We start from the raw sequence: 23,229 nt of genomic DNA, 5'->3' as shown, positions 1-23,229 counted from the left end.
CTTTCTCTCCTCCACTGAAACGCGCCCGGGTCAGGCCCGGCGCGGACGGACCGGAACGAAGTCTCGCAAGAGCGCTGTGCCGTGACGCAGCGCGACAACGAGTACCAGCAGCGCACCGGACAACGCGCTGGAAACCTGACTGGGAACGCCGCTCATCTGCAGGCCCTGTTGCAGGTAGCCGATGATGAACGTCGCGATGATGGTGCCGAGGACCGAGCCCTGCCCGCCGTAGATCGAGGCGCCGCCCAGCACCGCCGCGGTGATCGCCGGCAGAAGCGTGGCGCTCCCCAGGTCGACCCGGGCCGACCCGAAATAGGCGGAGAGCAGCACCCCGGCGAGCGCGGCGGCAAGGCCCGTGAGGACATAGGTGATCAGCTGGACCCGGAAGACCGGCATCCCCGAATGGCGGGCGGCGCTCTCGTTCTGTCCGATCTGGAAGACGAGGCGGCCGAAGCGGGTCAGGTGCAGCAGGATCAGCAGAAGAGCCGCAAAGCACAGGAAGACGAAGAGCGGCATCGGCAGGCCCAGGATACGGGCGTAGCCGAGCCCTGTGAACGCCTCCGGGAAGCCGCCGATCCCTTCGTAGCCGTTCGCCCCGACGACGCCAGAGAGCACGGTGGCCGCACCGGCGAACATGTAGAGCGAGCCCAGCGTCACCACCAGAGGCTGGAGCCGCGTCAGCCGGATGATGGTCGCGTTCAGGCACCCTGCCAGCGCCCCCGTCCCGAACCCCACCGCAAGTGCCAGCGGCAGGGGCAGCCCGAAGAAGTTCGCGATCCCGAAGGTGATCGCGGCAAGGCCCACCGTCGAGCCGAAGCTCACGTCGATGCCGCCCGCGATGATCACCAGCGTCAGCGGCACCGCGACGATGCCGACCTGCACGAAGTCCGAGGTCCCGAACAGAAGGGAGGACGGGCGCAGGAAGCGTGGATTGATCGCGCCGAAGAGCGCGAGCTCGGCCACGAGGATCAGGAGAAGCACGACTTCCCAGCGCATCAACAGCCGTTTCATGCGGCACCCCCTTGGTCTTCGGCCGCATCGGTCTTGTGCGAGGAGCGGCGGTAGCGCGCCGCGCGGTCCCGCGCTTCGAGCGCGATGCGGAGCCGTCCGTCGATCAGCAGGACGATCAGCAGCATCGCGCCGCCGATGAGGTCGTTCCAGTAGGCCGGGATCTTCAGGAAGACGAGCGAGGTATCGATCGCCGTGAAAAAGATGACGCCGATCACCGTGCCGGCGACGGTTCCGACGCCGCCGAGGAGGCTCACCCCGCCCAGGACCAGCGCCGCGATGGCCCGAAGCTCGATGCCGGAGCCGGCCTGGTTCGGCACGAAGCCGATCTGCGCCGCGAAGGTGATGCCCGCCAGGGCATACATGGCCCCGCCCCAGACGAAGCTCAGGAAGACGACGCGCTTGACCGGCAGGCCGAGGTGTCGCGCGGCCTCGCGGTTGTCGCCCACCACCATGACCCAGCGGCCCCGGCGGGAGCGCAGGAAGAGCCAGACGAGACAGATCACCAGGGCCGTGACGATCCCCATGACCGAGAGACCGCCGATCGACTTCGCCCCGAGCGCCTTCAGCGCCTCGGGCAACTCCTCGATCCATTCTCCATTCGTGGCGATCAGCATCACGCCGCGGAAGAGACCGAGCGTTCCCAGCGTTGCCACGATCGACGGCACGCCGAGACCCGCCACCAGGGCGCCGTTTGCCGCGCCCGCGAGCATCCCCGCACCGAGCGCGCCTCCGAGCGAGAACCAGAGCGGATGGCCTGCATTCAGCATCAGCCCGAGCGTCACGGCGGACAGGCCGAGGATGGAGCCGCCAGAGACGTCGATGTTCCGCGTCAGGATGACCGGAAAGATCCCGAGAGCGACCAGCATCAGCACCAGCCCGCTCGACCAGACGCTGGTCGCGGTGCGCGCCGAGAGGAAGCCGGGCGCGACCGCGCCCACGAGAAGGAAGACCGCGATGGTCACGACGAGGAGCGTCGCCACCCGGTCCCGCGCAATGCGATCAAGCATGGGCCGCCTCCCCCGCCTCGAAGGCCAGTTCGGCGACATCGTCGGTGGCCGCGCCTCCCGCCAGTTCACCGGCAAGATGCCCGCCCGCCATGACCGCGATACGGTCCGAAAGGCGCACCACCTCGTCGAAGTCGGAGGAGATCAGCAGGACCGCCGTACCGCGCTCGGCCAGGCTCTCGATGATCCGGTAGATGTCGTTGCGCGCGCCCACGTCCACACCGCGCGTCGGCTCGTCGAGGATCAGGACCTTCGGCTCCGCCGCGAGGCACTTCGCCATCAGGACCTTCTGCTGGTTGCCGCCGGAGAGGCTTCCGGCCGGCTGTTCGGGCCCCGCGCACTTGATCCCCAGCATCTCCCGGTACTCGTCGAAGCGGGTTTTCTCGCGCCCCGGCCGGAGCAGGAACGGCAGGCCGCCGAACACGAAGGAGGAGGTGTTCCAGAAGAGCGGCGCCTCGAGGAACAACCCGTATTGCTGGCGATCCTCGGACAAATGGACGAGGCCCGCGCGCACCGCCTCTCGCGGACCCGAGGCCGTGAAGGCCCTCCCGGCGAGCGTCACCCGTCCGCCGCTGCGGGGCCGCAGGCCGACGAGCGTCTCGGCAAGCTCTGTCCGGCCCGCGCCGACGACCCCGGTGAGGCCGAGGATCTCGCCTGCGCGCAGGGAGAGGGAAATGTCGACGAAGCCCTCTCCGCCGAGGCCCTCCAGTTCCAGAACCGGAGCGCCGGTGATCTCCCGGTTGCCTGCGCGCGCGTCCAGGGCGGTCACGCCGGGACTCATCGCGGCGAGGATCGCGTGATCGGCGCTTGCCGCCATGTCCTCGCCCAGGACGACATAGCCGTCCCGCAGGACCGTGATCCTGTCGGAAACCGCCCTCAGTTCGTGCAGCTTGTGCGAGATGAAGACCAGCCCATGCCCCGCCGCGCGCAGGGCCCGCATGTGCCCGAACAGGGTGCTGACCTCATGCGGGGTCAGGGCCGAGGTCGGCTCATCCAGGATCAGCACCTTCGCCTCGCGAAGCAGCCCGCGCATGATCTCAACGATCTGGCGGTCGGCGATCTCCAGGGTCGCGGCCTTGGTGTCGGGCGAGAGCGAGACGCCCAGCTGGGCGATCAGCTCCTCGACCCGCTGGCGATAGGCGCCCGCCGCCTTTGGCATGCCGATGCAGATGTTCTGGAGCACCGACTGATTGGGAAAGATATGGGCTTCCTGCGGCACCAGATAGAGGCCCATGGCCTGCGCCTGCGCGGGCGTGGCCGGCGAAAGGGGCTCGCCGCCCAGCCGGACAGCGCCGCCGCTCGCCTGAACGAGGCCCGAGAGGATCTTCATGAGCGTGGACTTGCCCGCGCCGTTGCCCCCGAGGAGCGCGTGGATCTCGCCTGCACGCACGGTGAAGTCGACGCCCTTCAGCACGGGGATGCCGGCGTAGCTCTTCGACACGTCTGACAGTTCGGCAAGCACGGTGCTCATGACGCCTCCCCACGCCCCAAGACAGCAAACTTCGACCGGGGTCGTTCATTTGCATTTGCTTCAAACATCTGTTCAGGACAGTTGGCGCCTGTCAACGGAAAGATTGGCAAATGTGACGGTAAAGTTTCGTTCACTGCGGGAGTTGACTTGTTCATATGTTTTGCGGAGAACTATTTTATCTTCCGCAGACCGCGGTGGGAGGACGGCGCGATGACTGAGCAGATGCAGGCCGATACCGACGACGCGCTCCTGGCGCGAGTGGCCTGGCTCTATTACAACGACGGCCTCACGCAGAGCGAGGTCGGCGAGCTTCTCAACATCTCGCGCATCAAGGTCTCCCGGCTTCTCGACGCCGGTCGCACCTCGGGCCTGATCCAGGTGCGGATCAATTCCCGCCAGCAGGGCTGCCTCGAACTCGAGACACTGATGAAGCGGCAGTTCGGCCTCTCGGATTGCCGGGTGATCCCGAACAGCTCGATCGACGACGTGAACCTGCGGCTGGGTCAGGCTGCCGCGCAGTACCTGATGCAGAAGCTCTCCCACGGCGAAACCCTGTCCGTCGGCTGGGGCGAGACCGTCGCCCACTCGATCAGGATGCTGGGCCACACCGCGCAGGAACGCGGCATCGGCCTCTATTCCCTCACGGGCGGAGTGCGCACCTATGTCGAGGGCATGCGGGAGGCCAACTGGAACCGCAACGTCAACGTGCTGCCCGCGCCGCTCGTCGTATCGACGCCGGAGCTGGCCCAGGCATTGCTGCAGGAACCCTCGATCTCCACCCTCATGGCCCGGGCGCTGGAGGCGGATTACAAGCTCGTCGGGATCGGCGGGCTGAGCGAAACCGCGACTGTCGTGACCCAGGGCTACATCCCGGCCGGAGAGGTCGATCCGCTCCGCCGCAGCGGGGCGCGGGGCGATATCCTCTTCCGCTTCTACGACCGCCAGGGTCAGGATCTCTCGATTCCGCTGCATGACCGGGTGGTGGGGGTCGATCTGGAGCAGCTGCGAAACACGGACAGGGTGATCGGCGCAGCCGGCGGCCCGGCCAAGGTCGGTCCGATCCTGTCGGCCCTCCGCGGCGACATTCTCGACATCCTGATAACCGACGAACCCACGGCGCTTGCGCTGCTGGATGCCACGGAGATCTGACCCATGCCCTATTTCCTCGCCATCGACGCAGGCACCGGAAGCGGCCGCGCCGTTCTCTTCGACGAGACGGGGGCCGAGATCGCGGCGTCCGGCCAGGAATGGTGGCACGCCACCGACCCGCGTTATCCCGGCTCGATGGATTTCGACACGGCCGGCAACTGGGCCACGCTGGCGCGCTGCTGCCGGGAGGTCATCGCGGCCGCCGGCGTCGATCCCGCCGAGATACGCGCTGTCAGCGCCACCGCGATGCGCGAAGCCTTCGTCCTGCATGACGAGACCGGCGCCGAGATCTGGGCCTGCGCCAACGTCGACGCCCGCGCCAGCGCCGAGGTTCACGACCTCAGGGCGCGCCATCCCGAGCTCGAGGCCGAGATCTACGCCCGGTCCGGCCAGACCTATGCCCTCGGCGCCCTGCCCCGCCTGATCTGGTTGCAGCGCCACGCCCCCGAGACGCTGGAGCGGGCGCGGAGCCTGACGATGTTGTCGGACTGGATCCTCTACCGGCTCTCCGGCGAACTGACGCTTGAACCCTCGAACGGTGGGACCACGGGCCTTTTGGACCTCACGACGCGAGAGCCGCTGACGGAAGCTCTCAAGACCGTGGGCCTGCCCACCGATCTTTTCCCGCGCATCGTCCAGACCGGCGACGTCATCGGCAAGGTCACCTCGGGCGCGGCCTCCGAAACCGGTCTGCCCGAAGGCACCCTTGCCGTGGCCGGAGGCGGCGATTGCCAGACGGGCGCCCTGGGGCTCGGCGTCGTGAAGGAGGGGGATTGTGCCGTGATGGGCGGCACCTTCTGGCAGCAGGTGGTCAATGTTCCTCTTGGCTTGACCGACCCGACCATGAACCTGCGCGTCAATCCCCACATGGTCGCCGGCCTCAATCAGGCCGAGGCGATCAGCTTCTTTACCGGCGCCGTCATGCGGTGGTTCCGCGACGGCTTCGGCAACGGACGCAGCTACACCGAGCTCGAAGCCCTGTCGCAGGCCGTCCCGCCGGGCGCGCACGGGATCATCCCGGTCTTCTCGGACGTCATGCGCTACGGCGACTGGTTCCACGCGGCGCCCTCGCTGCTCAACCTCTCGATCGACCCCGCGCTCGGCGGCCCCGCCGCGATCTTCCGGGCCCTGCAGGAAAACGCCGCGATCGTCTCGCACCGCAACCTCGAGGCCGTCTTCGCCCTCTCGGGCCATCGCCCGGAGCGACTGGTCTTTGCCGGCGGCGCAGCCAGGTCCGCGCACTGGGCCCAGATCCTCGCCGATGTGACCGGCCTCCGGGTCACGACCCCCAAGGTCTCAGAGGCCACGGCACAGGGCTGTGCGGTCGCGGCCGCCACGGGCGCGGGGCAGTTCGCCTCGCTTGCCGAGGCCGGCGGAGCCTGGGCCAGGATCGACCGTGAATTCACGCCCGACACCTCGCTGAGAGGCCTCTACGACGAGGCCGGCGACGCCTGGGCCCGGGCCTACGCCGTGCAACGCGACCTCGTCCGCGCCGGTGTGACGACTTCCATGTGGCACGCGCCCGGCACTCTGGGCTGAGCCCCAACCCTGCAGAAGAAGGAAAACGGAATGCTGATCCAGCTCGTCAACATCAAGGTGCAGGAGGGGACGCGAGAGACCTTTCTCGAAGCCTTCACGCTGAACTGCGAGGGAACCCGAAAGGAGCCGGGCAACATCCGCTTCGACCTGCTCCACGATCCGGAGGACGAGAACAACTTCTTCGTCTACGAGATCTTCGAAAGCGATGCCGCCCTGGAGGACCATCGCGCCACGGAGCACTACCAGACCTGCGTAAAGATGATCGACCCCATCACGCTCGGCGGCCGGAGCAAGACCTATTTCACGCCCGTGCTCATTCAGGATCATGCGGCGGCGTAGAAAAAGGCCGCCGAATTCGCCCTCCAGCGGCAGAGCCTTGGAACAGTCCCGCGTTTCCTGGGCGCCCCGGTGCCACAGGTTCTGCTGCCGCCCGGCCAGAGAATACCAGCCCTGAGAAACCAGGCTTCCGCGTCGCTTCGTGCGAATGTCCCGTTTCTTCGGATATGCTCCTGTGCCCCCTCCCGCCTCGGGGGCACACGGCAGTTCACCCGCCTGGCGAAACGCCTGCCGCCACCTCGACGGTCACATGCTCCATACCGGTTGTTTCGCGCACGCGGCCCTTCACGGCGCGGCGCACATCGTCCGCCACCGCGCCGGGCGCGAGGTCGACCTCCAGCGTGGCCATGGGACGCTCCTGCGTGATTGACCAGGCGTGGACGTGGTGGGCGCGAGCCACGCCGGGCAGCGTGGCCTCAAGGTCGGCCGCGATGGCGCGGGCGTCGAAGCCGGCGGGCGCGGCTTCGAGCAGGATGTGCCCGCTCTCGCGCACCACCCCCCAGGCGGAGCGCAGGATGAGGAGTGCGACCAGCACGGACAGGATCGGGTCGATCGGCGTCCAGCCCGTCCAGATGATGATCAGCGAGGCCGCAATCGCCGCGACCGAGCCCAAGAGGTCGCCCATCACGTGCAGCGCGGCGGCGCGGACGTTCAGGTTGTCGCCCTCGGTGCGGCTGAGCACCCAGAAGGACAGGACGTTCACCACGAGCCCGCCCACGGCGACCCAGAGCATCAGCCCGCCCAGCACCTCGTGCGGATCGCGCAGGCGCTGAACGGCCTCGAAGAGGATCCACGCCGAGACAGCAAACAGCGTCAGTCCGTTCACGAAGGCGGCCAGCACCGAGAAGCGGTCGAAGCCATAGGTCCGCTTCCAGTCCGCCGGCCGCTGCGCCAGCCGGAAGGCGAACCAGGCCAGGAGCAGAGAGGCGAAGTCGGTCAGCATGTGGCCCGCATCGGCGAGAAGCGCGAGCGACCCGGAGATGAGCCCGCCGATGACTTCCGCCCCCATGAAGCAGCCCGTCAGGCCCGCGGCGATGAGGATCGCGCGTTCCTTCGACCGGCGCGCCTGCGGCGTATCGCTCGCCGAGAGGCTTGGGCCGTGCGAATGGCCGGCATGCCCGTGTGCGTGATCGTGTCCCATTCCCATCAGCTCGCTCCCGCCCGTGGACCAGCATCTGCCGGCGGCGCGTCGAGCCCGCCATCGAGGATGGAGGGCACGCGCCCACGACGGATGTTGGCGACGCGGGCGTTCATACAGCGTCGGATCGCATGGCGGTAGAGACCACCGCGCCCGACGCCGGACATTTGACGATGTTCGGCGTAGAAGGCGTCCGGATCGTCGTAGAGGCCGAGGTCGCGGGTGATACCGGCGTCGTTGCAGAACCTGAGCCGGTGAGAATTCATAGCCGGAAACCGGTAAGTTAGCGGTGCGTCTTGCCGAAGCCGACGCCAACCCGCTACCGCACCACGAACTGGCCGCCAACAATGCCGCGCTGCGCAAGCTCAGTGAGATGTTGATCTGGTTCGTCAATGACATGGCTCGCGCCGCACAACGGTCGCGCCGGCAGGCCACCGGTTTTCTTCGATGCCGCGATCCAGTTTTGTCTGTCGATCAGGATTGAAGGGCGTCCCGAAATTGGTCCGGGGAAGCAATTCAGCCCCGGCTGGGCGGAGCCCTCGGCAACGTAAAACTCTCCCTGCGACAGACCGCAAAGATGGTCGCCGGCCTCTTGCGGCAAGCAGGGCTCGACTGGCCCGCTCCCTTCGTCGGTCAACCCTTCCCCCGGAAGGGTCGCTGATCCTCCACCTCTAAACCGCAAGAATGGCAGGCCCTGGAAGGACGACGGCCCGGCTGCCCGTGTTACGAACGAGACCCTGCGCGCCACGCGTCCCTTCGGCAGGGCGTTCTGGAAACGGTGGACGTGCTACCATATCCGAAGTCGCATCGAAGCGAAGATGCGCGGCCTCAAAGCCTTCGGCGAACGGATCGCGGCAAGAGATCCCGACAAACCGCCGAATTTCAAACACATATCGCCCTCATCAAACGCTTCTCAGTGCTCGGCAGCGCCAAGATCGCCCGCGTTTCCTGGCATCAAATGGGAAAGGAACAGGAGCGCCTAAGAAAGGTGTTCCGCAACAACGCCGTTACACTCAGTCGCCCCGCGGTCCAAAATTTGCGGCGCAGATTTGTTTTCCGATTCCCTCTCGTCGCAAATGATGGGAAATTCTATCTGGCTTGTTCGGATTATCGAGCCACCCACCTATTGTGGTTGCCTTAGGCTCAGGACCCATTGATTTCCCCTTGGCAGCGTGATTCAGCGTTCGGAAAACGAGCGGTGACATGTCTGACCTCTTCTGGCTGAGCGACGCGCAGATGTCGCGTCTTGAACCCTATTTCCCGAAGTGCCACGGCAAGCCACGCGTCGATGATAGACGTGTGCTGAGTGGGATTACTTCATAAATCGTAATGGCTCACGATGGCGGGATGCGCCGAAAGAGTATGGCCCTCACAAGACGCTCTACAATCGTTGGAAGCGATGGAGCGACAAAGGCATCTTTGCTCAGATGATGGCCGGGCTGGCTGCCGAGCACGGCGAGAAGAAAACGGTGATGATTGATGCGACTTACCTGAAAGCACATCGTACCGCGTCCAGCCTGGGCGCGAAAAAGGGGGGCGTGGTCGCCTGATCGGTCGCACCAAGGGCGGCATGAACACCAAGCTGCATGCTATCTGCGACAGCAACGGCCGCCCGATCAGTTTCTTCGTCTCCGCTGGCCAAGTCAGTGATTACATCGGGGCACGAGCGTTGCTCAGCAGCCTGCCAGATGTGGACTGGCTGCTCGGGGATCGGGGCTACGACGCAGATTGGTTCCGAGAAGCGTTGCAAGACAAAGGGATACGCGCCTGCATCCCGGGCCGGAAACAACGCAAGAAAACCGTGAAATACGACAAACGCCGCTACAAACGCCGGAACCGTATCGAGATCATGTTCGGCAGGCTCAAGGACTGGCGTCGGGTCGCGACCAGATATGACAGATGCCCAAAGGCCTTCTTCTCCGCAATCGCTCTCGCCGCAACCGTCATCTATTGGCTATGAGTCCTGAGCCTAGACCGATTGAAACATGCGGTTGCCAATCGGCGATTGTTTTCACGTGGTCGGCGTGGAACTCTACCTTGGCGCATCTGGCTGTCACTGACATGCAGCCAAGCGTAGAAAAGGGAGGAGATTTCATGAAACGCGTTTTAATCGCCATGTTCGGGGTTGTTGCTCCGGTTGCGGCATTTGCTCAGGACGGAGCCGTGGAAGGACCCGCCATGAGTTACGGCCAGCGTCCGGCGTATCTCGTCGAAAAGCTCGAAGACGGAGAGTTGAAATCCACGCTTGAGGCTTGCCTCGGAAACGGTCCCGAGCGAACCGACTTCTCGATCGGTCATCGCGGCGCGCCACTCATGTTCCCCGAGCACACAGTGCAATCCAATCGGGCGGCTTCGCGGCAGGGTGCCGGTATCCTCGAATGCGACGTGACCTTTACAAAGGACAAGGAACTCGTTTGCCGTCACGCGCAGAACGACCTGCATACGACGACGAACATCGTGGCGACCGATCTGGGCGAGAAATGCACTCAGCCGTTCCAGCCGGCGTCAGGTGACAGCGAGGCGAGTGCCGAGTGCCGAACCTCGGATCTGACTCTCGCGGAGTTTCGCAGTCTCCAGCCCAAAATGGACGCCGCGAACGCCAGTGCCGAGACGGCGGAGGACTATCTCGGAGGCGTCGCCCCTTTCCGCACGACCCTTTATTCTGACGGTGCCGAGCTGATGACCCACGCGGAGTCGATCGAGCTCTTCCGGTCGCTCGGAGGAAAGTTCACGCCTGAGCTCAAGGCGCCGTCTGTCGAGATGCCCTTCGACGGCTTCACGCAAGAAGATTACGCGCAGAAGCTGGTCGATGAGTACGCGGCGGCGGACGTGCCTCCCGAGGATGTCTGGCCGCAGAGCTTCAACCTCAGCGACGTCAAATACTGGATCGAAAACACCGAATACGGTGACCAGGCGGTTTATCTCGACGACCGCTACGAGGCCGAGGACGACGACGAGGGCCTGATCGACCCGACCGATCCCGCGACCTTCAAACCGACGATGCAAGAGCTCGCCGACATGGGCGTGAACTACATCGCGCCGCCGATCTGGATGCTGCTGACGCTGAACGACGCTGGCGAGATGGTCCCTTCGGCCTATGCCGAGGAGGCGAACGCCGCAGGGCTCGATATCATTGCCTGGTCCCTCGAACGCTCGGGGCCGCTGGCCGAAGGCGGTGGTTGGTATTTCAAGTCGGTCAGCGACGCGATCGATAGCGACGGCGATTATCTGCGCGTGCTCGACGTGCTGGCTCAGGATGTCGGGATCGCCGGCATGTTCTCGGACTGGCCCGCGACGGTGACCTTTTACGCAAACTGCATGGATCTTTGAGGGAGCTCCCCGCGGCGGGTACGGCCTGCCGCGGGATCAGATCCGGTCCATGACGAAATCGGGGACGATGCCGGAGGACGCGATCGCTCCGCTGACGTCGAGCCCCGACAGCGACCCGTCCGCTGTCACGAGCGCCGTGGCAAAGCCCATATGCGCGCCGCCGAGAATGTCCGTGTGCAGCGTGTCGCCGACCATCAGCACCCGCGAGGGCTTGCCGGCATGACGCGCGAGGGCGAGATCGAAGATTCCCCGGAAGGGCTTGCCGACGAACTCGGACGTGACGCCGGCCTCATCGACAAGCCGATGCGCGAAGTGGCCCGGCTCTTGCGTCAGACCGCCTTCGCGCGGCGCGACCAGATCGGGGTTTCCGACGCAGACCGGGCGCGGGCGCGCGCGCAGTGAAGCGGTCAGCAGCGCTTGCCGCGTCTCGGTCCAACCGTCGGCTCCGATCAGCAGGAAGCCTTCGGCCCGTTCGTATTCCGCGCGGACGTCCCCGAGAAAGACGATATCGTGCGCCTGCAGTTCGTCATCCCCGGGCTCGGGCGTGAGCATGACGCCCCAGTGGCGCCGCGGCGCCGTGGCCAGTTCCGCGAGCAGTGCCTCGCGGCTTGTCACGACTTCGGCGGGTGAGAAATCGAACCCTAGCTTCGCATAGCGCTGCATCATGCGCCGCTTGGGATAGCCGGCCGAGTTCGAGACGACCATCAGCGGCTTGCCCTGCGCCCGAAGGTCCGCAATGCGCTCGGCCGCACCCGGAATCGGCGTCTCGCCCACGTTCAGCACGCCGTAGGCATCAAGCAGGATCAGGTCGAATTCGGCGGCGATCTCGCCCAGGTTCCGGGCTGCACGCCATCTCCGAGGGAACCGCGCCGCGGGAAGGCGCGGGCGCACCCGTTGATAGGCCTCGAAGGCGCGTGCCGGGTCCGTCGCGGTCAGGACGCTCACAGGATGCGGCGCCGCAGGAAGGCCGAGACCACCTCCCCGATGATGACGAGCACGAGGATGGACAGCAGGACCGTCGCCGCCTCTGGCCAGTTGAACGTGTCGATCGCGCCCTGAAGAATGATACCGATACCGCCCGCGCCAACGAGGCCGAGCACGGTGGATTCGCGCAGGTTGATGTCCCAGCGCAGGATCGCGACGGCCCAGAAGGTCGGCATGACCTGCGGCACGATAGCGTAGGCGATCACCTTGAAGCGCGACGCGCCAGTGGCCTCGAGCGCCTCGACCGGGCGCTTGTCGATCTCCTCGATCGCCTCGCCCAGAAGCTTGCCGATGAAGCCGATGGAGCGGAACATGATCGCGATGATGCCCGCGACGACGCCGGGGCCGAAGATCGCGACGAACAGCAGCGCCCATATGATCGTGTTGACCGACCGCGAGGTCACGAGGATCAGACGCCCGAGCCAGAGCGTTGCCCGGTTCGGCGTCGTATTCTGCGCGGCAAGGTATGCGACCGGCAGCGACATCAGGACCGCGAAGGCGGTCGCGAAGGTCGCGATGTTCACCGTTTCCCACAGGACCCGCAGAATGGTGGCGAGGTTTGTGGCGTCGGGGGGATACATCCGCTCGAACAAATCGCCCATCTGGCTCGGCGCATCCCAGACCCAGGCCCAGACGACCTCGATCGAGGTGATCGACCATGCAATTGCCAGCGCGCAGACCGCGAAGATCGCGAAGCGTTGCCATTTCTGCCTGGACGAGAAGCGGCTCCAGTCCTCCCGCCCGAACTGTTCGGAAATGCTGGTCATCCGATCCGCTTTCTGATCATGCCGCTGATCCCTTCGGAGATCAGGATCACGCCCACGATCACGATGGTGATGGCGAGGGCAAAGTCGTAGTCGTATCGCCCGAACGCGTTGGCGAGCGTCGCACCGATGCCCCCGGCGCCGACGATGCCGACAACGGCCGAGGCGCGCAGGTTGCTGTCGAGTTGGTAGATCGTCAGGCCGATCTGGCGCGGCATGATCTGTGGGAAGATGGCGTAGAACATGGTCGAGAAGAACGGCGCGCCCGCCGCCCTCATCGCCTCGACCTGGCCGAAGTCGATCTCCTCGATCCGCTCGGCCAACATCTTGGCGACGAAGCCGATGGAGTAGACCACCAGCGTCAGTACCCCCGCGAAGGGTCCGAAGCCGACGGCTTTCACGAAGATGATCGCGACGATGACCGGGTGAAAGCTGCGCGCGACAATGATGATGAAGCGCCCGAGGTAGTAGATCGGGAGCGGTGCGACGTTGCGCGCGGCCGTGAAGGCGATCGGGATCGATAGGAGCACCCCGCCGGTGGTGGCGAGAATGGCGATCTTGAGGCTTTCGAGGAAGCCGTCGATCAGGAGGCCGCTGCGCTCGAAGCTCGGCGGGAAGGCCCCGCCGAAGATGCGGCCCGCGCGGCCGAAGCCATCGGCGACGCGGCCCCAGTCGATGGGCATGGTCGCCCCCACCCAAAGGAAATAGCCCAGAGCGCCGAGATAAACCGCCCAGCGGATCGCCGGGCTGGCGATGAAGGGTGGCTTCTGCCAGGTGTCGCGCGCCTCGCTCATGACGCCTGCCTAAGGTCTTCGCTGCGGTCGGCGTGCGGGCTGCCGGAATAGATCCGGTCCATCGCCTCCTGGTCGAGGCTGCCAGGCTTGTCGTCGAAGATGATCCGCCCGTAGCGCATCCCGACGATCCGGTCGGTGTATTCCTTGGCCTCGGTGACGTTGTGGATGTTGATCAGAACCGGCAGCTTCAGCTCTCCGGCGAGATCGCGCAGCAGGCCCATGATCTGCTCGGAGGTCTTTGGGTCGAGCGAGGCCGTCGGCTCGTCAGCCAGCAGGATCTCGGGGTCCTGCATGAGCGCGCGCACGACGCCGACGCGCTGGCGCTCGCCGCCCGAGAGCTGATCGGCGCGGGTGTTGGCGTAATGCGCGATGCCCACGCGCTCCATCAACTCGTAGGCGCGGCGTATGTCCTCCTTCGGATAGCGCCGCATGATCGCCGCCCAGGTGGAGATGTAGCCCAGCCGCCCGGACTGCACGTTCTCCATCACCGTGAGCCGGTCGACGAGGTTGAAGCCCTGAAAGACCATTCCGATCTTGCGCCGTGCCGCGCGCAGGTTCCTGCCGCGCAGCTTCGTCAACTCGGTGCCGTTGAGCTCGATCGAGCCCGAGGTCGGCTCGACCAGACGATTGATGCAGCGCAGGAGCGTCGACTTGCCCGCCCCCGACGAGCCGATGATGGACACGACACTCTCGCCCTCGATGGTCAGGTCGAGGTTCTTCAGGACCGGGTCGCCGCTGCCGTAGCGTTTGACGAGGTCGGTGATCTTCAGCATGGGATGCTCCATTGCCGGACCGGCACGCTTCGGCGCCGGCCCGGTGAGTGCGAGTTATTCCGCCGCGAGGCCCTCGGGCGTATATTCGACGCCGTTCGCGCTCTGGATCTGACGGATCACGGCCCACTGGTCCTCGTAGGTGATGGGCACGAACTTGGACACGCCATCGAACTCCTCACCCAGCGCGGTGCCCTCGAAGTCGAAGCTGAAGAATGCGTCCTCGATGCTCTCCTTCAGTTCGGGCGCGAGGTCGTGTGCGTAGGCGTAGGAGGTGGTCGGGAACGGCTCGCTTTCCCAGACGATGCGGACCTCCTCGGGATCGTAGAGGCCGCGTTCGGCCATCCGCTCGACCACTTCCGAGGCAACCGGCGCAGCGTCGTAGTCGCCTGCGACGACGCCAAGCATCGACTGGTCGTGGCTGCCGGAATAGTTCACCTCGTAATCCTCGTCCGGCACGACGCCGAGATCGGGGAAGAGCGCGCGCGGCGCCTGGTTGCCCGAGTTGGACGTCGGCGAGGTATGCGCGATGCGCTTGCCCGCGAGATCCGGCATTTCCTGAATGTCGCTGTCGGCCTGCGTGTAGACCTGCAGAGTATAGCCGAAACGTCCGTCATCGGCCCCCATGATCGCGAAGGGCACCGCGCCTGCGAGGTTTACCGCGAAGGGCGTGGGGCCGGTCGAGAAGCCTGCGATGTGCAGGCGGCCGGAGCGCATGGCCTCGACCTCGGCCGAATTGGACTGAACCGCGAAGAACTGCACGTCCTTGCCGGTCGACTCCTCGAGATGATCAATGAACGGCGTCCAGATGTCTTCGTAGATCGCCGGGTCTTCGACGGGCGTGTAAGCGAAGACCAGCGTGTCGGGATTGAGAAGCTGGCTTTCATCCTCCGGCGCGTCGGCGACGAGGTCACCGTTCGCATCGCAATATTGCTCGTCGAGCTGACCGCGGCTCTCGCAGCTGTCTTGCGCGAAAGCGGCCGACGTCGTGAACGCCAGCGCGGCAAGCGCCGTCGTTCCGAAGCTCGTGTGCATGGGCATGTCAGTATTCCTCCCGTTTCAGTCGGTGCGTCGCCTCCACGACACATTGTAGGGATGACAGCACTGAAATGTGGGATATGCAACATACGTCATTCCAAGTTCTGCGATTTTCCCTTAATCGCCTTGGCGAATATTGGAGTAGAGCAAGGTCGGCGGTCGAAACCCTGGAACCAAGACGACTGAAAAAGGTAGAGCGGCGAGAGCAGATCCTGCTCGAGCTCAGGCTCAAGCCGCATGTTCGCGTCAGCGAGCTTGCAAGCTTGTTCGGCGTCACGACCGAGACGGTCCGCCGCGACATGGAAGAGCTGAGCGAGGCCGGCCTGCTCAACCGAGCGCATGGCGGTGCATCGGCGGCTTCACCCGGCATCCACCGCGACATGGACGAGCGCCGCCTTGAACGCGTCGCGGAGCGCGAGAGGCTGGGGCGTTTCGCGGCCAGCCTTGTCTCGGATGGCGAGACGGTCATGATCGATGCCGGGACGACGACGATGGAGTTCGCCCGCGCCCTCGCCTTCGCGGAACGCCGCGTGACGGCAATCACGAACTCGCTTCAGGTGGCGATGGTCCTTGGTCAGAGCCAGGCCGCTCAGGTGCGCCTAGCACCGGGAAGATACATGCAGCAGGAAGCTGCCGTGATCGGCACGGAAGCGTGCGACTATCTCTCGGGTTTCAATGTGGACGCCTGCTTTTTGGGGGCGGCGGGCCTGAGTGAGGCCGGTGTGACCGAAGCGGTCGAGGGGTTCGACGCCATCAAGCGAACGATGCTGCGCCAATCATCGGCGCGACGGTTTTTGATCGACAGCAGCAAGTTCGGTCGCACGCGTCTGTTCCGCATCGCCACTTGCGACGAAATCGGAACCTTGGTGACAGACGCTTTGCCCGAAGGCCAACTGGGAACTGCAATACGCGACACCCCAACCGAGATTCTCGTGGTTCCGGTCAGCGATCCACGCTCACACAGCGATGCGTTGCAGGCGGATCAGTTCAGGGTGCGATAGCGGCTCAGGGCAGGCTTGGACATGCCGCCCAGCTACGCCGCTGGACCCGCAATGTGAATCCTGGGAAGGCTTCGTGCAATAAGGCCACGATGGGGGCGAACCAAGGATCGTCAGACTAGGCTTCGCTTCTTTCGTTCAGCAGGACGATGGGACCGTCGCCGCCGATATCATCGACCCGCACGGCATTCGGTTCGGCGACGCGATGCCGAAGCTCAAGGGGCTGGCGCAGTACGGAGAACGCTTCGGCGACCAGTATCGTCGGATCGAGGTCGTTGCGAAGATCGGCGACAAGTTCCGTGTTTTGGACCCAAAGGAAGCCGCGACGCGCGCGTCGGTTTCTGCCGAGACACCCATTAGAGCTTTGTATGAAAGCGCGGATGCATTCGATTTCTTGCCCTAACCATAACAGAGTTCGACGCCAGTTCCCTTCGGCACGGATACGGCTTTCACAATGGTCACGAACGATCTGCGGCTCAAGACCCTAGTTATCGGGGTCTTGATCGGCTTAACCCGACCGCTCGCGGTTAACAGGTCGGAAGAATATCGGCCCTGAGAGACCGCTTGCGGGCCACCTGGCGCCGGGGGAGTGCTCAGCCGCTCCCGCATAACCCTCAACAACAACGGAAAAATCCAGCTGCAGCCGGAACGAGACGCTTTCGTGAGGGCAAGTGGCGGAGGAGGTGGGATTCGAACCCACGGTACGCTTTCACGCACGACGGTTTTCAAGACCGTTGCAATCGACCACTCTGCCACTCCTCCGGGCGGCCTTGGGTAGCGCCGTCGGGGGCGTGGTGTAAAGAAGGTATGCGCGGCCCCGGGAGGCAGGCGCAGCTACGCTCTTTGCAGATGGGCGCCGAGCGGCTATGCTCGGCGGCAATATCGAGCGAAAGGCCGTCATAAGGCCATGCTGATGCGCGGGAGGTCGCTTCCTGTGCAAGAGGGGCAGAGAATGGGCAGAGTTGCTTTGATCAGGGTAGCTGGCGTCTCGGCGCTTGCGCTTCTGGCCGCGGGATGTGGCGAGAAGGCCGGGACCGGGCTGGAGGGGACGACCGCCGCGGCGGAGCGGCCGGCGTCCGGGCGCCTCGTCGAGCGGGACGTGGAAGCGCCTGAGATCTTCTCGGTGACCGAGGAGGGTCTCTGGGACGGGCGCCCGTCCCTCGGCGGCGTCTGGGTCGCGCACCCGGATGTCGACGATCCCGAACGGGTCATCATTCGCAACGAGACCAACGGCAAGTTCGTGATCGGAGCCCTCTTCAAGCGCGAACGCGAGAATCCGGGACCCCGGCTCCAGGTCAGTTCCGATGCAGCCTCCGCCATCGGCCTGATCGCGGGAGCCCCCCAACGGCTGAACGTGACCGCGCTCCGCCGCCAGGACGAGGCCCCCGCCGCGGCAGCCGATGCGGCGGCCGCGATCCCCGAGCCCGGCGCCGTCGCGACCACGAGCCTCGATCTGCCGGACGCCGAGGCCGCCATCGAGCGCGCCGAAGGCGAAACATCCGCCGTGCCCGGGAGCACCAGCGTTGCGGCGGCTCCGCAGCCCGCAGCCGAACCGGCCCGTACGCGGCGCAGCTGGAACCCCTTCCGCCGCAAGTCCGCGCCCGAGGCGGTCGCCGTGTCCGCGCCGGCGACGGTCCTGCCCGCGTCAGTGGCCGGGGCCGAGCCTGCCCCGGAGGCCGCCCGCCCGCCGCAGACAGCATCTGCGCCGGCAAGTCCGCTCGGCCGGCCCTACGTGCAGATCGGCATCTTCAGCGTGAAGGAAAACGCCGACAATACCGCCACCGCGATGCGCGCCAACGGAATGGTGCCAGACGTGCTGGAACAGCAGAGCCAGGGCGCGACCTTCTGGCGTGTCGTCGTCGGACCGGCGGCCAGCGAAACGGATCGCTCGGCCATTCTCGACAAAGTGAAGGATCTCGGGTTTACCGATGCCTACTATGTCTCGGGCTGACGGATTAGAGGAGCGCGCATGAAACAGATCCTCACCACCCTCGCAGTGCTGCTCGTCGCCGCGCTGCCGGCCGCCGCTCAGTTCGACACCCGCGCCACCGCCGCCTGGATCTACGATCAGACGACGGACACCGTTCTGCTCGAGAAGAACTCGGACACCCCGCTTCCACCGGCCTCCATGTCCAAGCTGATGACGCTGAACATGCTGTTCGAGGCGCTGCAGGACGGCCGCGTCACCCTCGATACGCGGTTCAACGTCTCGTCCCGCGCCAAGAACATGGGCGGCTCCTCGATGTTCCTGACCGAGGCCGATCGGCCGCAGGTCGAGGAGCTGATCAAGGGGATCGTCGTCCAGTCGGGCAACGATGCCTGCGTCGTCGTGGCCGAGGGGCTGGCGGGCACCGAGGAGAGTTTCGCCCGGCTGATGACAGAGCGGGCCCAGGCTCTGGGGATGGAGAATTCCATCTTCGCCAACGCCTCCGGCTGGCCGAACCCGAACCAGCGGATGAGCATGGAGGATCTGGGCATCCTGGCGGATCGGATCATCAGCGAATTCCCCGAGTATTACGGCTATTTCGGCATGGAGGAATGGGGCTTCGACGGCCGCGTTCCCACCAACCACCGCAACCGCAACCCGCTTCTGACCCTCGGGATCGGCGCGGACGGGCTGAAGACCGGACACACCACCGAAGCGGGCTACGGCCTCGTCGGCTCCGCCGTCCAGGGTGACAGGCGCATCGTCTTCGTCATCACCGGGCTCGACAGCGAGGATGCGCGGGCCGAGGAAGCCGAACGCGTGGTGAACTGGGCCTTCCGGCAATTCGTGCAGAAGACCGTGGTCGAAGGCGGATCCCGCATGGCGACGGCGGATGTCTGGATGGGCAACACGCAGCATGTCGGCCTCGTGGTGCCGGAGGACGTGGAGCTTCTGGTCCCGGCGCTCGTCCAGGGCGACGTGGAAGCGCATATCACCTACGAATCCCCGGTGCATGCGCCGGTGGAAGCCGGGGCGCGGCTCGGCACGCTGCATATCCAGCTGCCGGACATGGAGGCCCGCGAAGTGCCCCTCGTCGCCGAAGCGCCGGTGGCGCGCGGCGGGTTCGTGCCGCGTGTGCGGACGGCCGCGATGGTGCTCTACGAGCGGATCCGCGAGGAAACCGCGTCGGCGCCCGAGCCAAGCGCCGAGCTGGAGGCCGAACCGGCCAGCTGAGACAGGCGCGCCGCGGGGGAATGATGGAGACAGGACCAGGGGCGGCAGGCGTCTTCATCACCTTCGAAGGGATCGACGGCTCCGGCAAGTCCACCCAGGCCCGCCGTCTCCATGACAGCCTGACATCGCAGGGCCGGGACGCGATCCTGACGCGGGAGCCCGGCGGCTCCCCCGGCGCGGAACGGATCCGCCGACTGCTCGTCGAGGGCGCGGCGGAGGATTGGTCCCCGATCTCGGAGCTCCTGCTCTTCAACGCCGCGCGGCGCGATCACCTCGAGCGCCTGATCCGCCCCTCCCTATCCCGCGGAGCCGTCGTCGTGTCGGACCGTTTCGCCGATTCGACGCGCGTCTATCAGGGCGCGGCGCGGGCCGATCTGCGAGCGCTGGCGGACCGGCTTCATGCCGACGTGATCGGCCTCGAGCCGGACCTGACCTTCATCATCGATGCGGACCCCGGAACCGCCCTCTCCCGCGGCCTTGCACGCAACAACGCGGAGGACCGCTTCGAGGGCCTTGGCCTCGCGTTCCAGGAGCGCCTGAGAGAGGGGTTTCTCGAGCTCGCCGCTGGCGCGCCGGAGCGCTGCATGGTGGTCGACGGCAACCGCCCAGAGGACGAGATCGCCGCGGACATCGCCGCCCATGTAGCCCGCCACCTCGGCTAAGGCGGTTTCCCCCCTCCCCTCTCTAGACCGATCTCCTTTTCCTTCGACGGCCAACACCGGCGAAGCGGATGCCCGCTCAAGACGCGGGCATGACGCGGGCGCGAAGATCGGGGGTCCAGGCGGGGATATCCGCACCCACCGCTGGGAGCGGCCCCGTGCCCGCACTGGAGGATCATCTGGCCGGGCCGTGCGAAGGCCCGGCGACATGCCCTCTTCCGCCGAACCGCCATCACATCTTGCGGGCCGCACGGGGCCGGGCGCCGCGCGCACCCTTGCCCCCCGGCGCCAGTCGCCTAGGCTGCGCGGCATGGCCAGATCTCCCGGCGCAATCGCCCCCGACGACCAGAACGACTCCGACCGGATGGACGGCGCCCCGCACCCGCGGGAGGCGGCGGAGGTCTTCGGTCACGACGAGGCCGAACGCGCCATCCTCGAAGCCTTCGCCTCGGGCCGGATGCACCACGCATGGCTGATCACGGGGCCGCGCGGCATCGGCAAGGCGACGCTTGCATGGCGGGTCGCGCGCTTTCTGCTGACCGCACCGGAGATGGACGACACCTCCCTTCTCGGTACCGCCGCGCCACCGGCCACGCTCGAAACGGATCCCGGCCACCCCGTCGCCCGCCGCATCGCCGCAGGAGGCGAGGGTCGGCTCGCGGTCCTTCGCCGTCCCTGGGCCGAGGGGGACAAGCAGCCGAAGCAGGAGATCCCGGTGGACGAGGTGCGCCGACTGAAGCGTTTCTTCTCGCTCTCGGCGCCGGATGGCGGGCGGCGTGTGGTCATCGTGGACAGCGTGGACGACCTCAACAAGGCCGCGGCGAACGCCCTTCTGAAGCTGTTGGAGGAGCCCCCCGAAAGGACCTTCCTGCTCCTCGTCTCCCATCGCCCGGCGGGCCTTCTGCCCACCATCCGCTCCCGCTGCCGCATCCTGCGGCTTGCGCCGCTCGCGACAGGCGATCTTGGCCGCGCGCTGCGGCAGGCCGGGATCGGGCAGGAGACGGAAAACGATGCGCTCGCGATCCTTGCCGCGGGCTCCGTCGGCGCGGCGATCCGGCTCGCGGGGGAAGATGGCGCGGCACTCTACGGTGAACTCGTTGGGCTTCTGTCGCAGGCGCCGGGCATGGACCGGACGCGCGCCATCCGGTTCGCCGAGAAGGCCGCCGGCCGGGGCGCGTCCGACCCCGCCGGAACGATCCTGGACCTGACGGAGATCCTGCTCGGCCGGCTTGCCCGCGCCGGCATCGACGGGCCGCCCGGCAGCGAGGCGGCCCCCGGCGAGGCGCGAACGCTGGCGAGACTTTCCCCCGGCTCCGGGGCCGCACGGGCCTGGGCGGAGCTGGCACAGACCGCGCTCGACAAGGCGCGGGCCGGGCGGGCGGTCAACCTTGACCCGGCCGCCCTCGTCCTCGATATGCTCCTTGCCATCGACGGGACGGCCTCCTCCGTTCCCTCCCCTGCCCTCGACCCGAGTGCCGCATGACCTCCGAGACCTCTCTTCTGGTGGACAGCCACTGCCACCTCGACTTCCCCGATTTCGCGGATGAGCTGCCGGACGTCATCGCCCGCGCCCGCGCCGCCGGCATCGGACGCATGGTGACGATCTGCACCAAGCTGGAGAACGAGCCCCGCGTGCGCGCCATTGCCGAGGCGCATGATGGCGTCTTCTACGCCGCGGGCACCCATCCGATGAGCGCGGGCGAGGCTCCCATGGCCACAGCGGAGGAGCTGATCGCCCTTTCGGATCATCCCAAGTTCGTCGGCATCGGCGAAACCGGGCTCGACTATCACTACACCGCCGAGACGGCAGCACGGCAGCAGGAGAGCCTTCGGATCCATATCGAGGCCGCGCGGCAGACGGGCCTTCCGCTCATCATTCACGCCAGGGACGCCGATGAGGACATGGCCCGCATCCTGACCGAGGAGCACCGCGCCGGCCCCTACCGGTGCGTCATGCACTGCTTCTCCTCGAGCGCCGAGCTGGCGGACGCCGCGCTTGCCCTCGGGTTCTACCTCTCCATCTCCGGCATCGCGGCCTTCCCGAAATCGGGAGCGATCCGGGACATCTTCGCCGCGGCGCCGCGTGACCGGCTCCTCGTCGAGACGGACAGCCCCTACCTCGCGCCGCCGCCCCACCGCGGCAAGCGCAACGAGCCGGCTTATGTCGCCCGCACGGCCGAGATCGTCGGCGAGGCGCTGGGGATGAGCCTGCCCGAGATCACCGCGCAAACCTCCGCCAATTTCGACCGGCTCTTTTCCAAGGCGGCGGCATGAGCGGCCTGCGCGCGACGATCCTGGGCTGCGGCTCGTCCGGCGGCGTCCCCCGCATCGGCGGGCATTGGGGCGATTGCGACCCGCAGAATGCAAGGAATGCCCGTCGCCGCTGCTCCATGCTTCTGGAGAAGGACGGGCCGGACGGAACCACGCGCGTCCTGATCGACGCCTCGCCGGATCTGCGATCGCAGCTTCTCTCCGCCGGGATCGGCGCGCTCGACGGGGTCGTCTTCACCCATTCCCACGCGGATCACACCCACGGTCTCGACGATCTGCGGATGATCGTCATCAACATGCGCAAGCGTCTTCCGGTCTGGGCCGATGCGCCGACGCAGACGGACCTTTTGCACCGCTTCGCCTACGCCTTCATCCAGCCCGAGGGCTCCGACTATCCCCCGATCCTCGAGATGAACGACATCGGGGATGCGCCGGTAGAGGTCACCGGCGCGGGCGGTACGATCTCGCTGGCGCCCTTCCGCGTGCCCCACGGCAACATCACCGCGCTCGGCTTCCGCATGGGCAAGCTGGCCTACCTGCCGGACATGGAGCGCCTGCCGGACGAGGTGCTGCCCGCGCTTGAGGGGCTGGGCTGCTTCGTGGTGGACGCGCTGCGCCGCACGCCCCACCCCTCCCATTCGCATCTGGAGCGGACGCTGGGCTACATCGAACGCCTCGCGCCCGCCCGGGCGGTCCTGACCAACATGCATGTCGATCTCGACTACGAGACCCTGCGCGGCGAAACACCGGACCACATCGAGCCCGCCTTCGACGGCATGGTCCTGAATGTCGAGGGCTGACCTACCCGCCGCG

General features: G+C 66.4%; 21 protein-coding genes, 1 tRNA gene and 3 pseudogenes. 14 read left to right on the top strand and 11 right to left on the bottom strand.

Annotated features, from left to right (window positions below):
• Positions 1 to 30 precede the first annotated feature (30 nt).
• Genes RM543_RS16510 through lsrA form a run of 3 tightly spaced genes read right to left on the bottom strand, consistent with a single transcriptional unit; the run spans position 31 to position 3,486 of the window.
• The gene (locus RM543_RS16510; RefSeq protein WP_311693632.1) at positions 31 to 1,011 is read right to left on the bottom strand and encodes an ABC transporter permease subunit; all 981 of its coding nucleotides are present in this window, start codon (positions 1,009 to 1,011) and stop codon (positions 31 to 33) included.
• Positions 1,008 to 2,018: an ABC transporter permease subunit gene (locus tag RM543_RS16505; protein ID WP_311693630.1), complete on the bottom strand. Its 1,011-nt coding sequence runs from the start codon at positions 2,016 to 2,018 to the stop codon at positions 1,008 to 1,010. Before RM543_RS16505 ends, RM543_RS16510 begins: the two co-directional genes overlap by 4 nt.
• Entirely contained in the window at positions 2,011 to 3,486 is a 1,476-nt protein-coding gene (gene lsrA, locus RM543_RS16500) for an autoinducer 2 ABC transporter ATP-binding protein LsrA (protein ID WP_311693628.1), read from the bottom strand. The genes RM543_RS16505 and lsrA overlap by 8 nt, the downstream gene beginning before the upstream one ends.
• A 210-nt stretch (positions 3,487 to 3,696) precedes the next feature.
• Here lsrA and RM543_RS16495 point away from each other — a divergent pair, with 210 nt between their 5' ends.
• The 3 genes from RM543_RS16495 to RM543_RS16485 are packed head-to-tail and all read left to right on the top strand — an operon-like array spanning position 3,697 to position 6,513.
• Positions 3,697 to 4,635, top strand: coding sequence for a sugar-binding transcriptional regulator (locus tag RM543_RS16495; protein ID WP_311693626.1), 939 nt, complete (start codon positions 3,697 to 3,699; stop codon positions 4,633 to 4,635).
• A 3-nt stretch (positions 4,636 to 4,638) separates the two neighbouring features.
• Positions 4,639 to 6,174, top strand: a complete 1,536-nt coding sequence (gene lsrK / locus RM543_RS16490; protein WP_311693624.1) for an autoinducer-2 kinase — start codon at positions 4,639 to 4,641, stop codon at positions 6,172 to 6,174.
• Between the two features lie 30 nt (positions 6,175 to 6,204).
• On the top strand, positions 6,205 to 6,513 hold the full coding sequence (locus tag RM543_RS16485; RefSeq protein ID WP_311693622.1) for an antibiotic biosynthesis monooxygenase: 309 nt from the start codon (positions 6,205 to 6,207) through the stop codon (positions 6,511 to 6,513).
• Positions 6,514 to 6,718: 205 nt separating this feature from the next.
• Here the strand turns inward: RM543_RS16485 and RM543_RS16480 are convergent, their stop codons facing one another.
• Together RM543_RS16480 and RM543_RS16475 are read right to left on the bottom strand one after the other, a co-directional pair.
• Positions 6,719 to 7,651 carry a cation diffusion facilitator family transporter gene (locus RM543_RS16480; RefSeq protein WP_311693620.1) on the bottom strand — a complete coding sequence of 311 codons (933 nt, stop codon included), beginning with the start codon at positions 7,649 to 7,651 and terminating at the stop codon, positions 6,719 to 6,721.
• 5 nt (positions 7,652 to 7,656) lie between these two features.
• A complete protein-coding gene (locus RM543_RS16475; protein WP_311693618.1) occupies positions 7,657 to 7,914 on the bottom strand; it encodes a hypothetical protein in 258 nt (85 codons plus the stop codon).
• 30 nt (positions 7,915 to 7,944) lie between these two features.
• Between RM543_RS16475 and RM543_RS16470 the strand changes: the two are divergent.
• The 3 genes and pseudogenes from RM543_RS16470 to RM543_RS16460 form a co-directional block, all read left to right on the top strand.
• Positions 7,945 to 8,597: pseudogene (locus RM543_RS16470) on the top strand (transposase); the annotation flags it as partial.
• A gap of 254 nt (positions 8,598 to 8,851) precedes the next feature.
• A pseudogene (locus tag RM543_RS16465) lies at positions 8,852 to 9,608 on the top strand (IS5 family transposase).
• Positions 9,609 to 9,763: 155 nt separating this feature from the next.
• A complete protein-coding gene (locus RM543_RS16460) occupies positions 9,764 to 10,978 on the top strand; it encodes a glycerophosphodiester phosphodiesterase family protein (RefSeq protein ID WP_311693921.1) in 1,215 nt (404 codons plus the stop codon).
• A 36-nt stretch (positions 10,979 to 11,014) separates the two neighbouring features.
• On the opposite strand, the gene RM543_RS16455 is transcribed toward RM543_RS16460, so the two are convergent.
• The 5 genes from RM543_RS16455 to phnD are packed head-to-tail and all read right to left on the bottom strand — an operon-like array spanning position 11,015 to position 15,325.
• A complete protein-coding gene (locus RM543_RS16455; RefSeq protein WP_311693616.1) occupies positions 11,015 to 11,923 on the bottom strand; it encodes an HAD-IIA family hydrolase in 909 nt (302 codons plus the stop codon).
• Positions 11,920 to 12,729 carry a phosphonate ABC transporter, permease protein PhnE gene (gene phnE / locus RM543_RS16450; RefSeq protein ID WP_311693614.1) on the bottom strand — a complete coding sequence of 270 codons (810 nt, stop codon included), beginning with the start codon at positions 12,727 to 12,729 and terminating at the stop codon, positions 11,920 to 11,922. Before phnE (RM543_RS16450) ends, RM543_RS16455 begins: the two co-directional genes overlap by 4 nt.
• Positions 12,726 to 13,520, bottom strand: a complete 795-nt coding sequence (gene phnE / locus RM543_RS16445) for a phosphonate ABC transporter, permease protein PhnE (RefSeq protein WP_311693612.1) — start codon at positions 13,518 to 13,520, stop codon at positions 12,726 to 12,728. Before phnE (RM543_RS16445) ends, phnE (RM543_RS16450) begins: the two co-directional genes overlap by 4 nt.
• Positions 13,517 to 14,293: a phosphonate ABC transporter ATP-binding protein gene (gene phnC / locus RM543_RS16440; protein WP_311693610.1), complete on the bottom strand. Its 777-nt coding sequence runs from the start codon at positions 14,291 to 14,293 to the stop codon at positions 13,517 to 13,519. Before phnC ends, phnE (RM543_RS16445) begins: the two co-directional genes overlap by 4 nt.
• Positions 14,294 to 14,347: 54 nt before the next feature.
• A complete protein-coding gene (gene phnD / locus RM543_RS16435; RefSeq protein ID WP_432280476.1) occupies positions 14,348 to 15,325 on the bottom strand; it encodes a phosphate/phosphite/phosphonate ABC transporter substrate-binding protein in 978 nt (325 codons plus the stop codon).
• A gap of 83 nt (positions 15,326 to 15,408) precedes the next feature.
• Between phnD and RM543_RS16430 the strand changes: the two genes are divergently transcribed.
• Positions 15,409 to 16,329 carry a DeoR/GlpR family DNA-binding transcription regulator gene (locus tag RM543_RS16430; RefSeq protein ID WP_311693606.1) on the top strand — a complete coding sequence of 307 codons (921 nt, stop codon included), beginning with the start codon at positions 15,409 to 15,411 and terminating at the stop codon, positions 16,327 to 16,329.
• Between the two features lie 103 nt (positions 16,330 to 16,432).
• A pseudogene (locus tag RM543_RS16425) lies at positions 16,433 to 16,729 on the top strand (hypothetical protein); the annotation flags it as partial.
• Between the two features lie 269 nt (positions 16,730 to 16,998).
• Here RM543_RS16425 and RM543_RS16420 read toward each other — a convergent pair.
• Positions 16,999 to 17,088: transfer RNA gene (locus RM543_RS16420), tRNA-Ser, on the bottom strand.
• 190 nt (positions 17,089 to 17,278) lie between these two features.
• Between RM543_RS16420 and RM543_RS16415 the strand changes: the two genes are divergently transcribed.
• From RM543_RS16415 to RM543_RS16390, 6 genes are all read left to right on the top strand, one after another.
• Entirely contained in the window at positions 17,279 to 18,277 is a 999-nt protein-coding gene (locus RM543_RS16415; protein WP_311693602.1) for an SPOR domain-containing protein, read from the top strand.
• Between the two features lie 18 nt (positions 18,278 to 18,295).
• Positions 18,296 to 19,486 (top strand): D-alanyl-D-alanine carboxypeptidase family protein, encoded by a 1,191-nt coding sequence (locus RM543_RS16410; protein ID WP_311693600.1) that lies wholly within the window; start codon positions 18,296 to 18,298, stop codon positions 19,484 to 19,486.
• 23 nt (positions 19,487 to 19,509) lie between these two features.
• Positions 19,510 to 20,148: a dTMP kinase gene (gene tmk / locus RM543_RS16405; RefSeq protein WP_311693598.1), complete on the top strand. Its 639-nt coding sequence runs from the start codon at positions 19,510 to 19,512 to the stop codon at positions 20,146 to 20,148.
• Between the two features lie 307 nt (positions 20,149 to 20,455).
• Positions 20,456 to 21,628: a DNA polymerase III subunit delta' gene (locus RM543_RS16400; protein ID WP_311693596.1), complete on the top strand. Its 1,173-nt coding sequence runs from the start codon at positions 20,456 to 20,458 to the stop codon at positions 21,626 to 21,628.
• The gene (locus RM543_RS16395; protein WP_311693594.1) at positions 21,625 to 22,419 is read left to right on the top strand and encodes a TatD family hydrolase; all 795 of its coding nucleotides are present in this window, start codon (positions 21,625 to 21,627) and stop codon (positions 22,417 to 22,419) included. The genes RM543_RS16400 and RM543_RS16395 overlap by 4 nt, the downstream gene beginning before the upstream one ends.
• Positions 22,416 to 23,216, top strand: a complete 801-nt coding sequence (locus RM543_RS16390) for an MBL fold metallo-hydrolase (protein ID WP_311693593.1) — start codon at positions 22,416 to 22,418, stop codon at positions 23,214 to 23,216. Before RM543_RS16395 ends, RM543_RS16390 begins: the two co-directional genes overlap by 4 nt.
• Positions 23,217 to 23,229 lie beyond the last annotated feature (13 nt).

Origin of the sequence: Tropicimonas omnivorans (genome assembly GCF_031846565.1) — a bacterium.
GTDB lineage: Bacteria > Pseudomonadota > Alphaproteobacteria > Rhodobacterales > Rhodobacteraceae > Tropicimonas_B > Tropicimonas_B omnivorans.
Note: the sequence above shows the minus strand (reverse complement) of the source record. Positions and strands in the feature narration are given on the sequence as shown.